General features: G+C 28.6%; 3 protein-coding genes. 2 read left to right on the top strand and 1 reads right to left on the bottom strand.

Going from position 1 to position 3,191, the window contains the following annotated elements:
* On the bottom strand, positions 1 to 952 hold a 952-nt coding region (locus J7M77_RS14395), incomplete at its 3' end, for an MFS transporter (RefSeq protein ID WP_296879801.1).
* 233 nt (positions 953 to 1,185) lie between these two features.
* Between J7M77_RS14395 and J7M77_RS14390 the strand changes: the two genes are divergently transcribed.
* The gene (locus J7M77_RS14390; protein WP_296879799.1) at positions 1,186 to 2,508 is read left to right on the top strand and encodes a dicarboxylate/amino acid:cation symporter; all 1,323 of its coding nucleotides are present in this window, start codon (positions 1,186 to 1,188) and stop codon (positions 2,506 to 2,508) included.
* A gap of 116 nt (positions 2,509 to 2,624) precedes the next feature.
* The coding region (locus J7M77_RS14385; RefSeq protein WP_296879796.1) for a lactate utilization protein at positions 2,625 to 3,191 on the top strand (567 nt) is incomplete at its 3' end.

The following is a 3,191-nucleotide window of genomic DNA, read 5'->3' as shown; positions in this document are numbered from 1 at the left end:
CAACATAATATGTAAGTAGTGATGTTAACATACCATAAGACATACTTTGAAATAACATTCCAGTATAAACAATTAAAATATGTGGTGCCAAAGCAATTAAACTATTTCTAAGTAAATAACATATTCCCGCAAAGATAAACAATTTCATTATATTAACGTTGTTTATTAGTCTTTTAGTTAATGCCATAACGGGTAATTCACTAATTGACATGATAAAGATGGCAATACCATAGGTATTAGTGTTACCGCCTAAATTTTTAATAATATTGATTAAATAGGTTGCTAGAGCGATTGCTCCGGCAAAACAGAAAGCAAAGCCTAATAGTAAGTAAAAAAGACTTTTATACTTTTTAATCATGAACAATATATTTTTACGTTCTTCTTTTTCATTAATGATTATTTTATTATCTGGTAATTGATGAATAATCATAATCAAACTGATTGAAGCAATTAAATAGATGATTGCTAAAACATTAGGTGAAAATAAATTAATACTTTGACTAATTAATATTGCACTGAGAGCATAAGAAACTGATCCCATTCCTCTAGCTAAACCAAAATTAATTTCTTGTCCAGCTTGAAGATAATTCATTGCTAGAGAGGATAAGAGCGGGATGATTGAAATTGACAAACAATAGATAATTATATAAGCAAACATAATTATATATCCTGATAGTGGTAGATAAGTGATGGCTAGAAAGATAATCAAGGATATTAAAAAAAGCCAATAAAGTAATATATTTATAGTAAGTTTTTTAATTTTATGTAATAAAGATGATATATATGGTGAAATAAAGATTGTTAGAATTGAACTGATACTTGTAACGATTCCAATTTGGATATTAGTTAGCCCTTTGTATTGTAAATAGATGGCAACATAGCCTTGTAAAGCGCAAGCTGAAATCCAATATAATATTTGTACTAAATTATATTTTAATTGTAATCTTTTCATCGTAGTTCACCTCTTAAAAATAATAACATTATTTAAATAATTATGTAACTTGTGCTGATAAAATATTTTAGCGTATTGCTTGACAGTAGTATGATAATATTTTAAATTTATATCATACTAAATTAGTAGGGAAAGAGGGGTTATATGTTAGAAAAGAGTGAAAGAAGAATAAACTTAATGCGATGTTGTTAACTGTCTTGATAATAGAAAATTAAAGAAAAGAGGACAGTTAAATGAATATTAATATTTTAGAAATAGGATCTTTATTATTGGCAAGTTTGTTTTTTGGGATTATTTATTATTTGGATAAAGTAAAGAAATGGGATTTTGGCGTATTAACGATCTTAGGATTGTTTTTTGGGGTAATTGTGGGAATTGTTTTTAAAGGATCTTATCGCTATTTAGAAGCAATTGGTAATATTTATACTAATCTAATTTTAGCGTTAGTGATTCCACTGTTATTATTTAGCATTATATCAAGTATAACTAATTTAAATGCTTCTGTTAAATTAAAGAATATTGGGATTAAAACTATTTTTTTCTTGTTGTTGAATACGTTTTTTGCAAGCGTGATTACCTTAATTTTAGCGACAATGACTAATATCGGAACTAATATAACCTATCAATTATCAAGTGACTATCAGGCTAGTCAAGTTCCGGATTTTATTGATACGATCGTTAGTTTATTTCCAAGTAATCTAGCTAAAAGCTGGGTCAATGGTGAAGTGGTGCCGATTGTTATTTTTGCAATCATTGTCGCTATTTCTTATAACAAAATAGCCGCTAAAAAAGAAGTAGCTGTGTTTAAAAAATTTATTGATGCCGGAAATATGATCATGGGTGAGGTAATTAGTTTTGTAATTGGGTTTACACCATACGCAGTATTATCATTGATTGCCAGAGCAGTAAGTAAAAGTACAATTAGTGATTTATTACCATTAATGAGTGTGTTATTTTTAGCTTATCTTATTTGTATAATTCAAATATTTGGAGTAACTAGTTTATTATTAAAATTTATTGCTAAAGTAAATCCAATTACTTTTTTTAAAGGGATTTATCCAGCTGGTATAATTGCTTTTACATCACAAAGCAGTATGGGAACTATTCCAGTAACTGTGCAGCAGTTGACTAAAAAATTGAAAGTAAATGAAGATATTGCCAGTTTTGTTGCTAGTTTAGGAGCTAATTTAGGAATGCCAGGATGTGCTGGAATGTGGCCGGTATTATTAGCAGTTTTAGCAATAAATGTTTTACATATTGAATATAGTCTTTTACAATATTTATTTTTAATCGTTTTAGCTTTGGTTGTATCAATTGGTACGGTAGGAGTACCAGGAACAGCTACAATTACTGCCACTGCTTTATTTGCTAGTGCAGGATTGCCAATTGAAATTATTGTGCTTTTGGCGCCAATTTCAAGTATTGTTGATATGGCTAGAACGGCAACTAATGTAATTGGAGCAGCTAGCGCGGCAGTACTGGTATCCAAAAGTGAAACGAAAACAAATTTTGAAAATGCTAAAGTAGAAAAAGATTTTGAAATAGTAAGTGAATAAATGATGAGCATCTAAATCAAAGATGCTCTTTTTAATTGTGATTGAAATCGTTTGATTGTTTTTGTAATTAAATAGTGTTACACTTTTTAAGATCAAAGGTGATAGGAGTAAAAATAATGAATTTAGAAATAAATAAAGTAATTGAAAGTTTTAAAAGAAATAATATTGAAGTTATCTATTTAGATGATCCGCAAGAAATTTTTGATTTTTTAGATAAACAAATTAAAGATCAAATGTCAATTGGAATTGGTGGCAGTGTGACACTTTTTGAAACCGGAATTATTGATTATTTAAAAAATAGAAAGATAAATTATTTGGATAGATATCAAGAGGAATTATCGAAGGAAGAATTGTTTCAAGTTTTTGATAAATCACTTACTTGTGATATTTATTTAACGAGTAGTAATGCAATTACGGCTGATGGTTATTTATATAATATTGATCGAACGGGAAATCGAGTAGCAGCCATGACGTATGGACCAAAAAAAGTTATTGTGGTGGCGGGGACAAATAAATTAGTTCAAGATATTCCGGAAGCAATTAATCGAGTTGAAAAAATTGCGGCACCAAAAAATTGTTTACGCTTAAATAAAGATACTCCTTGTAGTAAAATAGGCTATTGTGTTCATTGTCATCATGAAGATAAGCTATGTTCTTTTTATTCAATCATTGGTCATCAGTAT

Source organism: Thomasclavelia sp. (genome assembly GCF_017889095.1).
Lineage (GTDB): Bacteria > Bacillota_I > Bacilli_A > Erysipelotrichales > Coprobacillaceae > Thomasclavelia.
This window is presented reverse-complemented; position numbering and strand designations above follow the sequence as displayed.